At 38.9% G+C, this 12,919-nt stretch carries 14 protein-coding genes and 5 tRNA genes; 11 read left to right on the forward strand and 8 right to left on the reverse strand.

The window, feature by feature from the left end; genetic code table 11:
• Nucleotides 1-29 precede the first annotated feature (29 nt).
• From BKG94_RS02455 to rplU, 3 genes are all read right to left on the reverse strand, one after another.
• Nucleotides 30-953: a DMT family transporter gene (locus BKG94_RS02455; protein ID WP_077433865.1), complete on the reverse strand. Its 924-nt coding sequence runs from the start codon at nucleotides 951-953 to the stop codon at nucleotides 30-32.
• An 83-nt stretch (nucleotides 954-1,036) separates the two neighbouring features.
• On the reverse strand, nucleotides 1,037-1,294 hold the full coding sequence (rpmA, locus tag BKG94_RS02460) for a 50S ribosomal protein L27 (RefSeq protein WP_005760959.1): 258 nt from the start codon (nucleotides 1,292-1,294) through the stop codon (nucleotides 1,037-1,039).
• A gap of 19 nt (nucleotides 1,295-1,313) precedes the next feature.
• Entirely contained in the window at nucleotides 1,314-1,625 is a 312-nt protein-coding gene (gene rplU / locus BKG94_RS02465) for a 50S ribosomal protein L21 (RefSeq protein WP_005626416.1), read from the reverse strand.
• Between the two features lie 217 nt (nucleotides 1,626-1,842).
• On the opposite strand from rplU, the gene ispB reads away from it, so the two are divergent.
• The 3 genes from ispB to psiE all read left to right on the forward strand — a co-directional run bounded on the left by ispB (nucleotide 1,843) and on the right by psiE (nucleotide 4,098).
• Entirely contained in the window at nucleotides 1,843-2,832 is a 990-nt protein-coding gene (gene ispB, locus BKG94_RS02470; protein WP_077433867.1) for an octaprenyl diphosphate synthase, read from the forward strand.
• Between the two features lie 38 nt (nucleotides 2,833-2,870).
• Nucleotides 2,871-3,596 (forward strand): epoxyqueuosine reductase QueH, encoded by a 726-nt coding sequence (locus tag BKG94_RS02475; protein ID WP_077433869.1) that lies wholly within the window; start codon nucleotides 2,871-2,873, stop codon nucleotides 3,594-3,596.
• Between the two features lie 85 nt (nucleotides 3,597-3,681).
• Nucleotides 3,682-4,098 (forward strand): phosphate-starvation-inducible protein PsiE, encoded by a 417-nt coding sequence (psiE, locus tag BKG94_RS02480; protein WP_077433871.1) that lies wholly within the window; start codon nucleotides 3,682-3,684, stop codon nucleotides 4,096-4,098.
• Between the two features lie 91 nt (nucleotides 4,099-4,189).
• On the opposite strand, the gene BKG94_RS02485 is transcribed toward psiE, so the two are convergent.
• Together BKG94_RS02485 and gltX are read right to left on the reverse strand one after the other, a co-directional pair.
• A tRNA-Ala gene (locus tag BKG94_RS02485) sits at nucleotides 4,190-4,265 on the reverse strand.
• 78 nt (nucleotides 4,266-4,343) lie between these two features.
• The gene (gene gltX / locus BKG94_RS02490; protein WP_077433873.1) at nucleotides 4,344-5,786 is read right to left on the reverse strand and encodes a glutamate--tRNA ligase; all 1,443 of its coding nucleotides are present in this window, start codon (nucleotides 5,784-5,786) and stop codon (nucleotides 4,344-4,346) included.
• A gap of 171 nt (nucleotides 5,787-5,957) precedes the next feature.
• Here gltX and BKG94_RS02495 point away from each other — a divergent pair.
• The 5 genes from BKG94_RS02495 to BKG94_RS02515 all read left to right on the forward strand — a co-directional run bounded on the left by BKG94_RS02495 (nucleotide 5,958) and on the right by BKG94_RS02515 (nucleotide 7,292).
• A tRNA-Val gene (locus BKG94_RS02495) sits at nucleotides 5,958-6,033 on the forward strand.
• A 40-nt stretch (nucleotides 6,034-6,073) separates the two neighbouring features.
• Nucleotides 6,074-6,149 (forward strand) — tRNA-Val (locus BKG94_RS02500).
• A gap of 63 nt (nucleotides 6,150-6,212) precedes the next feature.
• Nucleotides 6,213-6,288, forward strand: a tRNA-Val gene (locus tag BKG94_RS02505).
• Between the two features lie 54 nt (nucleotides 6,289-6,342).
• A tRNA-Val gene (locus BKG94_RS02510) sits at nucleotides 6,343-6,418 on the forward strand.
• Between the two features lie 91 nt (nucleotides 6,419-6,509).
• Entirely contained in the window at nucleotides 6,510-7,292 is a 783-nt protein-coding gene (locus BKG94_RS02515; protein ID WP_077433875.1) for a glycosyltransferase family 32 protein, read from the forward strand.
• 63 nt (nucleotides 7,293-7,355) lie between these two features.
• Here the strand turns inward: BKG94_RS02515 and BKG94_RS02520 are convergent, their stop codons facing one another.
• From BKG94_RS02520 to BKG94_RS02530, 3 genes are all read right to left on the reverse strand, one after another.
• A complete protein-coding gene (locus BKG94_RS02520) occupies nucleotides 7,356-8,348 on the reverse strand; it encodes an amidohydrolase family protein (RefSeq protein ID WP_077433877.1) in 993 nt (330 codons plus the stop codon).
• Nucleotides 8,349-8,569: 221 nt separating this feature from the next.
• Nucleotides 8,570-10,318: a DUF3413 domain-containing protein gene (locus tag BKG94_RS02525; protein WP_077433879.1), complete on the reverse strand. Its 1,749-nt coding sequence runs from the start codon at nucleotides 10,316-10,318 to the stop codon at nucleotides 8,570-8,572.
• A 1-nt stretch (nucleotide 10,319) separates the two neighbouring features.
• Nucleotides 10,320-10,538, reverse strand: a complete 219-nt coding sequence (locus BKG94_RS02530; protein WP_077433881.1) for a YejL family protein — start codon at nucleotides 10,536-10,538, stop codon at nucleotides 10,320-10,322.
• Between the two features lie 137 nt (nucleotides 10,539-10,675).
• On the opposite strand from BKG94_RS02530, the gene yejK reads away from it, so the two are divergent.
• From yejK to BKG94_RS02545, 3 genes are read left to right on the forward strand one after another with little or no spacing between them, the layout of a single operon-like run.
• The gene (yejK, locus tag BKG94_RS02535) at nucleotides 10,676-11,692 is read left to right on the forward strand and encodes a nucleoid-associated protein YejK (RefSeq protein ID WP_077433883.1); all 1,017 of its coding nucleotides are present in this window, start codon (nucleotides 10,676-10,678) and stop codon (nucleotides 11,690-11,692) included.
• Nucleotides 11,693-11,752: 60 nt separating this feature from the next.
• Nucleotides 11,753-12,166 (forward strand): outer membrane protein assembly factor BamE, encoded by a 414-nt coding sequence (bamE, locus tag BKG94_RS02540; protein ID WP_077433885.1) that lies wholly within the window; start codon nucleotides 11,753-11,755, stop codon nucleotides 12,164-12,166.
• Nucleotides 12,167-12,213: 47 nt separating this feature from the next.
• Nucleotides 12,214-12,918: a response regulator gene (locus tag BKG94_RS02545; RefSeq protein ID WP_077433887.1), complete on the forward strand. Its 705-nt coding sequence runs from the start codon at nucleotides 12,214-12,216 to the stop codon at nucleotides 12,916-12,918.
• Nucleotide 12,919: the final 1 nt, after the last annotated feature.

Below are 12,919 nucleotides of genomic sequence, written 5' to 3' on the forward strand. Positions count from 1 at the left end.
ATTCTCCAAAATTTAACCGCACTTTTTGACTACTTTGCCCTGTGCGATGGTAATAATTTGTGCCCAATTGCAGATAAAACTGCGCCGCATACTACAATAAACGCCCCAATATAGCTAATGCTATTTAATTCAGGTGCACTAAAATGTTCCGGGCTAAGGGTATGAACGATATGAGAAAAGAAAATAGTAAAAAGTGGAACTAATGTCACCACAACGCTGACTTTTGACACATCCCAACGATTCAATGCTTCTGCATAAGAGCCATAACCGATTAAGGTATTTAAACAACAATAAATAAAGCAAATCAGCGTAAAAGGGGTTAAAGCTTGCACCTGAGAAAACTCCATCATCGGCGTAAACACAAGCGCACACCCCAAATACATCATTAATAAAATTTGTTGCGAATTAAATTTACGCAACATTAACTTTTGTGCTATACCGTATGCCACCCATACTAACGCAGCACTCACACTTAATATTACACCCATTGAATATTGATTAAGCCCGGTAAAAGCCTCAAAACTATCATTGAAAAATAGCCCTAATCCGATCAATAAAAGCACGATCCCGATTTTTTGATGTAAACCGAGGGTTTCTTTGAAGATAAACACACCACAAATCAACATACCAAAAGAGGATAAATGGATAAAAATCTGTGCTATCGACGGTTCAATATAATTTAGGGAACGACTAAAGAGTAAAAAATTACCGGCGAGGCCAACTACACCAATAAGGGCAAGCCAAACATATCGCCCAACTTTTCTGAGCTCAGGTAATTGCTTTCTATAAGCAAGCAAAATAAAGAGAGCAATTGTCGCAACAACAAAACGATACCACACGATAGTTTGCGCATTCATTGCCGATAATACTTGTTTTAATGCAATGGGTAACGATCCCCATGCCATTGCAGTAATCAGTGCAAAGGTAAAGCCTAATAACGGTTGTTGTTTCATAGTTTGATCGCTTTGTTAATAATTAAAAAGACAAAAACGCCCTACAAAAATTTGCAGGGCGTTTCAATCGGATAAGTTTTAAATTATTCAGTAACAATACTTACATATTTACGGCTTTTTTCGCCTTTTACTTCAAATTTAACTTTACCGTCAGCTGTTGCAAATAGGGTGTGATCTCTACCCATTCCTACATTGCTACCAGCATGGAATTTAGTACCACGTTGACGAACGATAATGCTACCTGCTAATACAGACTCGCCACCGAAACGTTTAACACCAAGGCGTTTAGCTTCAGAATCGCGACCGTTACGAGTTGAACCACCAGCTTTTTTAGTTGCCATCTATTGATCTCCTCTGAAATTATGCTTGAATCCCAGTGATTTTCACTTCAGTGAACCACTGGCGATGACCTTGTTGTTTACGGCTGTGTTTACGACGACGGAATTTAACGATTTTAACTTTCTCGCCACGACCTTGTGCAACAACTTCAGCCACTACTTTAGCACCCGCTACTACCGGTGCACCAATTTTAACATCTTCACCATTAACGACCATCAACACTGAATCGAACTCAACTGTTGCGCCAGTTGCCAGTTCAAGTTTTTCTAAACGAACAACCTGACCTTCGCTCACACGGTGTTGTTTACCGCCACTTTGGAAAACTGCGTACATAAATACTCCGCTTAATTGTGTTTCTCTGCCTTTGGCAGCCCACACTTCAAAATTCATATAAATAGGTCGCAGATTCTATGAGAAAAACGATCTTATAGCAAGAATTTATTTACAATAAAGTAAAAAAATTCCCTTTTATAACGGATTAATTTTAGAAAAAATAAAAACTCAGGTAAAATGTACCGCACTTTCATTCATTTGAGAACAAACACAAAAGATGAAAAAACAAGATTTAATGGATATGCACGCTATTCAGCAACTCGCTGAACCAGATATGCAAAAAGTCAATCAGAATATTCTTGCTCAGCTTGATTCTGACGTTGCACTAATTAACCAACTCGGTTTTTACATAGTTCAAGCGGGAGGAAAAAGGATCCGCCCACTGATCTCCGTACTTGCTGCACGATCTTTAGGTTTCCAAGGGGAAAATGCCATTACTTGTGCCACTTTTGTGGAATTTATCCATACCGCTTCCCTATTGCACGATGATGTCGTTGATGAATCGGATATGCGCCGTGGTCGTGCCACGGCAAATGCCGAATTTGGAAATGCCGCAAGCGTATTAGTTGGTGACTTTATTTATACACGTGCATTCCAACTTGTTGCTCAATTAGAATCGCTAAAAATCCTTCGTATTATGGCAGATGCAACTAATGTTCTTGCCGAAGGTGAAGTACAACAATTAATGAACGTAAACGATCCGGAAACCAGCGAAGCCAATTATATGCGTGTGATCTACAGTAAAACAGCACGCTTATTTGAAGTCGCAGGACAATCTGCCGCAATTGTTGCAAACGCAACAGAAATCCAAGAAAAAGCCTTACAAGATTATGGTCGCTACCTTGGTACGGCATTTCAGCTTGTTGATGACGTACTGGATTACAGTGCCAACGCCCAAGATTTAGGTAAAAATATAGGTGATGATTTGATGGAAGGAAAACCTACTCTTCCTTTACTTCACGCAATGCGCCACGGCAATGACGAACAAGCAGCATTGATTCGTGAAGCAATCAAACAGGGCGGCAAGCTTGAAATCATTGATGAAATACTGGCAATCATGGCGGAACACAAATCACTGGATTATGCAATGGAGCGAGCAAAACAAGAAGCTCAAAAGGCGGTTGATGCGATTTCAATTTTACCGGAAAGCGAATACAAACAGGCATTAATATCCTTAGCCTATTTATCCGTAGATAGAACTTACTAACGATTGAAATATTTTATCCTCTTTTAAGCATTTACTTTATGAATAACCTTAAAACACAAAATACAACTAACTTTCAACCGAAAACAACGAAAAAGAAGGCTTGCAAAGATCCTAATGCACCCTTTATTCGTGAAAAACTAGAACTGCCGGAGGGACACAATAAGCTCCTTCTTCACTCCTGCTGTGCGCCTTGTTCTGGTGAAGTCATGGAAGCCATTCTTGCTTCAGGTATTGAATTTACTATTTATTTCTACAATCCTAATATTCATCCACTCAAAGAATACTTGATCCGTAAAGAAGAAAATATTCGTTTTGCCAAAAAATTTGGCATTCCATTTATTGATGCGGATTATGATCGGCAAAATTGGTTTGACCGAGCCAAAGGAATGGAATGGGAGCCGGAGCGTGGCATTCGCTGTACGATGTGCTTTGATATGCGCTTTGAAAAAGCGGCCGAATACGCACACGAACATGGTTTCCCGGTTTTTACCAGCTGTCTTGGTATTTCCCGTTGGAAAGATATGAACCAAATTAACGGATGTGGTCATCGTGCTGCTGAAAAATACGATGATGTGATTTACTGGGACTACAACTGGCGCAAAGAAGGCGGTTCACAACGAATGATCGAAATCAGTAAACGTGAACGTTTCTATCAACAAGAATATTGCGGCTGTGTTTATTCCTTACGCGATAGCAATAAATGGCGTGAAGAAACTGGACGTCAAAAAATTGAAATAGGAAAGCTGTATTATTCTCCGGATTAAAACACGAGAAAAACTAACCGCACTTTCCTTTAAAAAATAGCGGTTAGTCTATCAATAGTTTTTATTGAAAATAATGAAGGAAAAAATGGAAGAAAACCAATTAGAAAAATTACCGGCATTTGTCATTAACATACTTAAATATGTATTAAGTACAGCGCTTATTGCACTTTCTATCGTTTTGATTATTGCCTTGGCAAAAATCACCTATTCTCTTGCTTTAATGGTGATAAATCCTTCCACTGTTGTGCCTTATGCATTAGCAGAACAGGCTGTTATGTTTTTCTTGTACTTCGGTTTTATCGGCTTAATTGTCCAATATTTTAAAAGCGGCTACCATTTTCCGCTGCGGTATTTCATTTATGCCGGTATAACGGCGATGATCCGATTAATTATCGTGAGTCATGAAAATGCGGTGGATACCCTTTTATTTGCCGGTGCAATTTTAATTATGGTGATCGCACTCTGTTTAGTGCTGTACTCCAATAAATTAAAAAATTTCTAGCAATGAAAATGCACATTAACAACGTGCATTTTTAGTTTAAGAAGATGGTTAATACAAAAAAAGCAAGGTGATTTACCTTGCTTTATTGATTTGGTGGAGATAATCGGGATCGAACCGACGACCTCTTGAATGCCATTCAAGCGCTCTCCCAACTGAGCTATATCCCCAAAAGATGGCGGTATCTTAAATTTTACCGCTATCGCTGTCAACATGAAATTATCTCGAAAAAATCAGACGATTAAATATTAAGCATTTTGAGATTGAATAAAATCAATCGCACGTTGAATTCGAGCAAGTACCCGTTCACGCCCGATTCCCACTAAAGTAACATCCATTGAAGGTGATTGTCCGGAACCTGTCACGGCTACACGTAACGGCATTCCTACTTTCCCCATCCCTACTTCAAGCTCCGCAGCGGTTTGTTCAATCGCTTCATGGGTAGAATGTAAATCCCAAGTAGAAAGTGCGGTCAATTTCTCTTTTACTTTTTCAAGGGCATCAACGGCACCAGCTTTGAAATGTTTTTTCACTGCCGCTTCATCAAAAGTCTCAAACTCTTCAAAGAAATAACGGCTGGCAAGTGCCATTTCTCGTAGCGTTTTACAACGATCAGCTAACATTTTGACAATTTCCGCTAAAGCAGGCCCATTGGTCGTATCGATGCCGAGATCCCGATATTGCCATTCGAGATGTTTTGCGACATATTCCGCTGGTAATTCACGAATATAATGATGGTTTAACCACAAAAGTTTATCTGTGTTGAATGCACTGGCTGATTTACTCACATGATCCAATTCAAAATATTTGATCATTTCCTCACGGCTAAAAATCTCTTGATCGCCATGTCCCCAGCCTAAACGCACAAGATAATTGACTAATGCTTCCGGTAAATACCCTTCATCACGATATTGCATCACACTGACTGCACCGTGGCGTTTAGAAAGTTTTTGACCGTCATCACCATTGATCATAGAAACGTGGGCATATACCGGAATCGGTGCGCCAAGGGCTTTTAAGATGTTAATTTGACGCGGCGTGTTGTTAATATGATCTTCACCACGCACGACGTGAGTGATGCCCATATCCCAATCATCCACCACCACACAAAAATTGTAGGTCGGCGAACCATCAGTTCGGCGAATAATTAAGTCGTCTAATTCGTTATTGCTGATTTCAATGCGACCACGCACCGCATCATCAAATATAACCGAGCCTTCCGTTGGATTTTTAAAGCGTACAACATGGGGTTCATCAGGTGAATGACTGTGATCATGTAAACAATGACGATCATAACGTGGTTTTTCTTTATTTTGTTCTTGGTTATGACGCAACGCTTCTAGACGTTCTTTAGAGCAATAGCAGCGATAAGCCAAGCCTTGTTCAAGCATTTCATCAATCACTTGATTATAACGATCAAAACGTTTGGTTTGATAATAAGGACCGTGTTCCCAGGCAAGATTAAGCCATTCCATACCTTCCAAAATAGCTGCTGTTGCTTCCGGTGTCGAACGTTCTAAATCCGTATCTTCAATGCGTAATACAAATTCACCTTGGTTATGTTTTGCAAATAACCAAGAATAAAGTGCCGTGCGTGCGCCCCCCACATGTAAATAACCCGTAGGACTTGGGGCAAAACGTGTGCGTACTTTTATATTTGGATCTAAATCAAAAAGAGCATCTAATTTCATTTTTATAACCCTATATTCAACAAAAAATTGTCTGTTATTCTACTACGACTGGGCTAACTTCTAAATAAAAAAGCTATTTTTATGTTTATTTTTACAACAATTAACTTAAATTTTATAAAAAATGATTGACTGAAAATGCATTATCCCTATAATGCCAATCCACAACATTAAGGGCGATTAGCTCAGTTGGGAGAGCACCTCCCTTACAAGGAGGGGGTCACTGGTTCGAGACCGGTATCGCCCACCACTTTTTCAAAGTATCTTAATGTTGTAGAGTTTGACCAGGCGGGCGATTAGCTCAGTTGGGAGAGCACCTCCCTTACAAGGAGGGGGTCACTGGTTCGAGACCGGTATCGCCCACCACTTAATTCGATTTAAGTATCTTTTCCGCTCAAACTTCCCTTTTATTTAAACGCTGTCTTAAGTGGGCGATTAGCTCAGTTGGGAGAGCACCTCCCTTACAAGGAGGGGGTCACTGGTTCGAGACCGGTATCGCCCACCACTTAATCAAGTGTTTAAATAAACCGAAATATAAGACATAAGTCTTAATATCGTCGGGCGATTAGCTCAGTTGGGAGAGCACCTCCCTTACAAGGAGGGGGTCACTGGTTCGAGACCGGTATCGCCCACCAATCTAAATTTTTCTAATTGATTCACTTTCTGATTTTACTCTTCCCAATAACGTGATAAAGTGCACACTCCTTAGCTTTACTCTCAATAATTATGAAGGTTAAATATCAAACATTAATTCTTATAACGGGTAGCCTACTACGCATTTTAGGCAATGCGGTCAAAATACTAAGTTATCCCTTTCATTTTATTTTCCCCAAAAAACGCTTTACTATTCCAGAAGTTAATTCGGCGAAGCGTCTTTCTAAAAAACAATTAAAAATTAACCGCACTATTTGGCAAACTAACTATAGTAATAAAGTTACACTGCCAATTTACTGCAATTATCTTCTAAATCGTCTCCTTTCACGCAGCTTTAATTATCGCTATGTGAGTACAGAAGCCCGAGAAGAATACATCAAAAAACATGCAGATGAGCGTACATATCAGGCTTATATTCAGCTCAATGATGGAGCGGCACAAGCTGATTTCTGGCGTTTATTCGTGCTTTATAATGAAGGCGGAATCTATATGGATATTGATGGGCTTCTCCTTTGGAGTTTAGATTCTATTTTAGAAGAACAAAATAGCGAAGTGCTCATTACACGTCGGGGCAAATACACAAATTTCTTTATGGCAAGTGAAAAAGGTAATCCATTTTTACGGGAAACACTGGATATTATCATTGATAACATTGAGCAGCGCCGGGTAGAACACGGTGTATTCACCCTAACAGGGCCAAATACTCTCAATCTAGCCTTAGAAGGAAAGAAAGTGACTCACCGTAGAGACAAATTCACCTGCGCACAGGGCATCTTCGCTAATGAATATTTTCAATATATGGATAAGAAAAAAGGAAAATGGATTCATGCAAAAAGTGAAGACTTACTAAAATAAATAAAAAAGTGCGGTAAAAAATCCCTTAATTTTTTCACCGCACTTTTCTATTTTTATACATGGTTAAATCGGATCTAAGCCCAATACTTTCCGTCCGTTAATACTTGCAATATCGACCATCGCATCCAAATGCGGGAAACGACACCCCGCAGCAAGTAAGCTCAGCTCTTGCCATAAATCCCCCTCACAAAGCGGCACCATATAGTCACAGATATTATCGGTTCCCAAAGCCACGGTAATCCCCTCCGGAATCATCTCATCTGCAGGTGTCAAAGCGTTGTGAAACGGCATCAAATCCTCTTTACGATTACTATCAATCCACGCCATCGGGCAGGCGATCATCATCATTTTTGCCTTACGCATTTTTTCGTAAAGTTTATAGCGATATTCTTTTGAATGAGAGCCGATTGAAATGCCGTGAATCCCTACGACACGCCCTTCCATACCATGTTCAATGGTTTTATCACAAAGCTGTTCAGTTTCTTTTTCACTTGGATTATTAAATTGATCCACATGCACATGACACATAATACCGAGAGACTTGGCTTTATCGAGTAAAATATCCATTGCTTCAAGACCACGACCATAGTCCAATTCATCACGATAAGGCAAACCACCGATCATATCTACCATTTCTGAGCCGATATCAAACCATTTCCGTGCTGTCGGTTCAATCACCCCTTTTAAGGTTTGATTCGCAAATTTAAGAATAATATCGTGTTTATACACCTCACGGGCTTTATGGGCGGCAATGATTGCTCTATCTTCACAAATTGGGTCAATATCAACAAAGGTACCAAATGCCGTCACCCCTTGAGAAATCATTAATTCAATAGATTGACAAAAACGTGCATAATAGTCATCCACACTGGAAGTCCGTTTTACCTCATCCACCAAATCCCATTTTTGCTGTAAATTACTGGTGTGATAAATCCCGATTTTCTCCGGCGTCATCGTAAAAGCACGATCGGCATGAGCATGGGCATTCACCCAACCACCCTTTTTGATAATTTCATCACGGATATAAGTTTTAAAACTACGAACATGGCTTTTCATACAAACTCCATAAAAAGAATGAGGATAAAAAGACGAGAAGCGTATTAATTGAAAGGCACGACAAACGTGGCGAGAAGCATTGTAATAATGTTATGAAAAACTCACGGATTTTCATTAATAACATCTTTTCAGTCTTAAACTGGGGCGAGAGTATAAAGGGTTGAACTTCAAAAAGCTATTCATTTTTATCATAAAATAAGGGGAAAATATTGTTCTACATTTTATTTATCAAAAAACGAATTTTCCCGTTTAAATATTTCCAGGAACAAACCTAAAGGCGGACGTTCGGAAGACTGTTCTTGATAAGTGCGGTCAAATTTTTTGTAGTTTCCTTTGCGATCTATATGGTATTGCGTGCCATCAGGTTGAATCAATACATTCCAACGATAATTAGAAACAAGCACCCAATCATCACCGTTTCGCTCAAACAAATTATGTCCTTGTGAATAATCTTTGGCAGGATTTTGAACGTTAAACACATTTTTCATCAATGCAGGCAGTAAATCCGTATGACTTGTCAATCCTCTTTCAACACCTGCCGGTAAGGATTTCCAAAAAACGAATAATGGAACTTGAATCTGATCACGCCCAAAATAATTTACCTGATCTTTTTCATTCAATGTATTGAAAGTTAAACCATGTTGTGCGGTCACAATTATCATTGTATTTTCTACCGTAACATTCGCTAATACTTGCTCAATCAGTTTATCCATGCGCATTAAATTCTGCTCATATTCAGCGACATTATTAATTTTCAAATCAAGATCGAGATAAGCAAACCACGGGTTATCCGATTTTTTTGTAGCGATAAATTCATTGAAATTTTTGACCGCACTTTCGTTACCCAATTTGATTTTTGGTAATTTCATACCGCGAAACAGCGCTTGGCGAAACAAACTATCTTTAAAATTTGTTGTCGAGAATAGGCCGAATTGATATTTTTCCGCTTGCAATTTTTCAATGAACACCGAAGGGGTATGATTGCTTAAAATACTATCCGTATAGTTTGCATTTAAACCATAAAACAGCCCCACTAAGCCGGTATTTTTCGAATTACCGCTACTATAATGATTCGTGAATTGTGTAGAATTCATCGCAAATTCCGCTAATTTCGGCATTTTTTCGATGGAAACTGCATCATAACGCAATCCCGAAACCGTAATAAGCAAAATATTCGGTTTCTGTTCCATTGGGCTGAAAACCAGAGGATTTTTAGGATAACTAATTTTTAATGCATCCAATCGCCCTTCCTGTTCCAATGTTTGCGTATATTGTTCCCCGTCCAATAACCCGTGTTTTTCTAAAAAGGAACGTGCCGTCATTGGATAAGAAAGGGGGAAATTAGCGCGTTGCATCGTGATTGGGCGATACAAATAGGCATCCGCCCAAGCATAGATGAGATGAGTTGCGACAAAAGCCGAGGTGAAAAAAATCCCCACAGCCTTCAACCAATTTTGACGTTCTAGACTACGAAGTTTTTCCCAACTCCAACGGGAAAATAACATTTGTACCAAGAGAATAATCGGCATTGGGGCAAAAAATATTTGCCAATCACGGGACATCTCGCCATTTTCCGGATTCACCAACAAATTCCATACCACTGAAGATAAATGTAAATTAAATCGATGAAATACTTCCGAATCAAACAGCAACAATGTAATACAAATAGTGGATAGAATTACCGTTAAACCACGAAAAGTGCGGTGATTTTTGACAATAAAACTTAACGGGAAAATAACCAATAAATAGATGGCAAAAACACTAAAGCTAAAATGCCCGAGCAAACTGACGAAAAAATAAAGTTTTCCGCCAAGTGTATCCGGCCAATCAATAAGAAAAGCATAACGTGCGCCGATCAATATGGCGATAATGATATTAAAAAAGGCAAACCAATGTCCCCACGAGATTTTTCTTGAGGTCTCGTCACGGTACTGTTTTCCACTAAACATGCCTTTTTTAAATCGAATCATACTAAAGCGTTTTTACTGCATTAATTAAAGAATTGGAAAAGGCTTGAGCTAAAGCTTCCCGCTGCGTTTTAGGCACACTGGTGGTAAGTAAATTGCTTGCCATATTACCAAGTGCAATCAGGGATAAATCCACCGGAGCTTTGTGTTTTTCGAGTACAGCAATCATATCATTTATGATTGCGCTTAGCTGTGCATCAGAATATTTAGAATGTTGCGCCATTTTATTAAAAATAAAAGAAAGAGGTTGCCCTATGATACCCGATTATTTTGCAGATCATAAATAATTTCTTTTTTCTTGCGGAAATGCAGGAAAAGTGCGGTTATAATTTGCCACGTTTTTGAAAGAAGGAAAATAAAATGAGCATTACTGTAAATCAAATCGTGCTACATCAACTTATCAAGCAAACAGACGGTGAAAGCACAAAAATGGAAAGCATTCTTCGAGAAGAGCTTCTACCAATTACGCCCGAAGTAGAACAGATGATGTTACAGTTGCACCAAGGCTATCAAAACAAGGCCAAAGCCTTTGGTATCTTCCAGGATAATTCAGTATTCGCCCAACATTTGAATCGTTTATTGGAACAAGAAATCGAATTTTTGGGCTTTAGTCAGTATGCCACCAAACTCCTTGCCGATGAATTAAGCAAATATAATTTTGCCGATAGCGGTACGCTTATTTTATGCCAATATAACTTTTTAGCGACGGATTATTTATTTATCGCATTGCTCGATAATCGACACAGTATGTTGGTCGATGAGCATTTAGATATTCGCCGCACAGAATATCTTGATATTACGCAATTTGATATTGCGGCAAGAGTAAATCTGACAGATTTACAAATTAACGCTAATTCCAATCGTTATTTAACGTTCATTAAAGGGCGAGTTGGACGAAAAATTAGTGACTTTTTTATGGATTTCTTAGGGGCAGAGGAAGGGTTAAACCCACAAGTACAAAATCAATGCTTATTACAAGCAGTCAGTGATTATTGCGATCAAGGCGAGCTCAATAAAGAACAAACCCAAGCGATAAAAAAACAGGTTTTTGACTATTGTAAAGGGCAACTTGCCACAGGAGCGGAAATTGAATTAGCGGAACTTTCCGCCAATATCCCGACTCTAAGCGAGCAACCTTTTGTTTCCTTTGTAGAAAATCAAGATTATGGGTTGGAAGAAAGTATTCCTCCGGTGCGTTCCACGTTAAAGACACTGACAAAATTCTCCGGTTCGGGTAAGGGAATCACATTAAGTTTTGATGCGGATTTACTCAACACGCGTGTCCATTGGGATTCCATGACAGATGAACTTACAATCAAAGGATTACCGCCAAACTTGAAAGATCAACTGCAAAAAGCCTTAAAATCAAAGAATTAGTTTGGCAAGCGAATTAACTTTGGGTATTATTTGAAAAAATTGTAAATACAGGTAAAGAAAATGCAATTCAAAACTCTTTTTGGTGCAACGGTATTGGCTCTTAGCCTTTCTGCTTGTTCTACCGTTGAGAAAATCGTTTATCGTATTGATGTGCCACAAGGTAACTATCTAGAAGCCGCAAGCGTCGCACAAGTTAAACAGGGAATGACCGTTCAACAAGTACAATATTTACTCGGCACGCCCGTATTAATTGATCCTTATAGTAACTTAACTTGGTATTATGTATTTTTGCAGCAACGCGCCTACCAATCTCCGGAACAACATACTTTTACCGTAAAATTTGATCAACGTGGCATTGTGACTGAAACTCATTTAGACAAACCATTGCCGGAAGTTACATCACAAAACGAAAACAACACAATTATTGAACGTAGCGCTGACACTAATAAAAAATCTTGGTGGAAATTCTGGTAATTTCCTGTTGTTTTACTAAACAATAAGTCATACCCAAAGGTTTAATAATGTCAAAGATTTTACTAGTTGATGATGATACAGAATTAACTGATTTACTTGCGGAAGTCCTCTCTTTATCGGGCTTTGATATTGATGTTGCAAATAATGGGCAAGAAGCGTTAGATAAACTCGATCAGGATTACTCATTAATCCTGCTGGATGTCATGATGCCCATATTAAATGGTATTGAAACCCTTAAACGTATCCGCCAACAATCTAATGTCCCTGTGATGATGCTGACCTCTCGTGGTGAAGAAATCGATCGAGTATTAGGATTAGAACTGGGCGCCGATGACTATTTACCAAAACCGTTTAACGATCGTGAATTAATTGCCCGTATTAAAGCAATTTTACGTAGGATCGCTATCTCCGAAGATTTGGAAAAGACAAAAACCAAACAGGAAGAAGATGGTTGGATTTATTTTTGTGAATTAAAACTCCATCCGGGTCATCAACAAGCATTCTATAAAACACAAGATCTTCTTCTGACGGCATCAGAATTTGCGTTGCTCGAAGCACTAATTCATTCCCAAGGTAAACTCATTACTCGGGAAGAATTAAGTATGAACGTACTAGGAAAACCACTGACACCGTTTGATCGTTCAATTGATATGCATATGTCAAACCTACGCAAAAAATTACCGCCTAGAGAAGATGGATTACCATGGTTCAGAACTTTGCGTGGACGTGGTTACCTTTTAATTAGCAAATAAT

It is taken from the genome of Rodentibacter ratti, from assembly GCF_002000485.1.
GTDB classification, from domain to species: domain Bacteria; phylum Pseudomonadota; class Gammaproteobacteria; order Enterobacterales; family Pasteurellaceae; genus Rodentibacter; species Rodentibacter ratti.

Coding starts and splice junctions, on each gene's coding strand:
- psiE (WP_077433871.1), top strand. CDS start 3,682: ATGGAAGAAAACCAATTAGAAAAATTACCGGCATTTGTCATTAACATA.
- BKG94_RS02525 (WP_077433879.1), bottom strand. CDS start 10,318: ATGATTCGATTTAAAAAAGGCATGTTTAGTGGAAAACAGTACCGTGAC.
- bamE (WP_077433885.1), top strand. CDS start 11,753: ATGCAATTCAAAACTCTTTTTGGTGCAACGGTATTGGCTCTTAGCCTT.
- BKG94_RS02515 (WP_077433875.1), top strand. CDS start 6,510: ATGAAGGTTAAATATCAAACATTAATTCTTATAACGGGTAGCCTACTA.
- BKG94_RS02520 (WP_077433877.1), bottom strand. CDS start 8,348: ATGAAAAGCCATGTTCGTAGTTTTAAAACTTATATCCGTGATGAAATT.
- rplU (WP_005626416.1), bottom strand. CDS start 1,625: ATGTACGCAGTTTTCCAAAGTGGCGGTAAACAACACCGTGTGAGCGAA.
- BKG94_RS02455 (WP_077433865.1), bottom strand. CDS start 953: ATGAAACAACAACCGTTATTAGGCTTTACCTTTGCACTGATTACTGCA.
- rpmA (WP_005760959.1), bottom strand. CDS start 1,294: ATGGCAACTAAAAAAGCTGGTGGTTCAACTCGTAACGGTCGCGATTCT.
- gltX (WP_077433873.1), bottom strand. CDS start 5,786: ATGAAATTAGATGCTCTTTTTGATTTAGATCCAAATATAAAAGTACGC.
- yejK (WP_077433883.1), top strand. CDS start 10,676: ATGAGCATTACTGTAAATCAAATCGTGCTACATCAACTTATCAAGCAA.
- BKG94_RS02545 (WP_077433887.1), top strand. CDS start 12,214: ATGTCAAAGATTTTACTAGTTGATGATGATACAGAATTAACTGATTTA.
- ispB (WP_077433867.1), top strand. CDS start 1,843: ATGAAAAAACAAGATTTAATGGATATGCACGCTATTCAGCAACTCGCT.
- BKG94_RS02530 (WP_077433881.1), bottom strand. CDS start 10,538: ATGGCGCAACATTCTAAATATTCTGATGCACAGCTAAGCGCAATCATA.
- BKG94_RS02475 (WP_077433869.1), top strand. CDS start 2,871: ATGAATAACCTTAAAACACAAAATACAACTAACTTTCAACCGAAAACA.